Annotated in this window: 1 protein-coding gene; it reads left to right on the top strand. The window is 58.3% G+C overall.

Features of this window, described 5'->3' with window-relative positions; all coding sequences use genetic code 11:
• Positions 1–242: immunoglobulin-like domain-containing protein (locus ACLEJW_RS23290; RefSeq protein ID WP_440778340.1), on the top strand; the 242-nt coding region annotated here is incomplete at both ends.

Raw genomic sequence — 242 nt, 5'->3', positions numbered from 1 at the left:
TTCCCTGTCGGCCACGCAAACCGTCGCTGAGGGGGGCCAGATCGTCTATACCGCTACTCTGACCAACGCCGCTCAGTCGCCGGTCACTGTGACTCTGAGCAATGGCCAGGCCATTACCATCAATGCCAACCAAACCACTGGCAGCATCACCGTCGCTGCGCCTGGCGATGATCCATACATCGATGCAGGTCAGGTCAGTGCCCGTATTACCAACGCAACCGGCGGCAATTTCGAAAACCTCT

Origin of the sequence: Pseudomonas sp. SMSB3 (assembly GCF_052041965.1) — a bacterium.
Classification (GTDB): domain Bacteria; phylum Pseudomonadota; class Gammaproteobacteria; order Pseudomonadales; family Pseudomonadaceae; genus Aquipseudomonas.
Note: the sequence above shows the minus strand (reverse complement) of the source record. Positions and strands in the feature narration are given on the sequence as shown.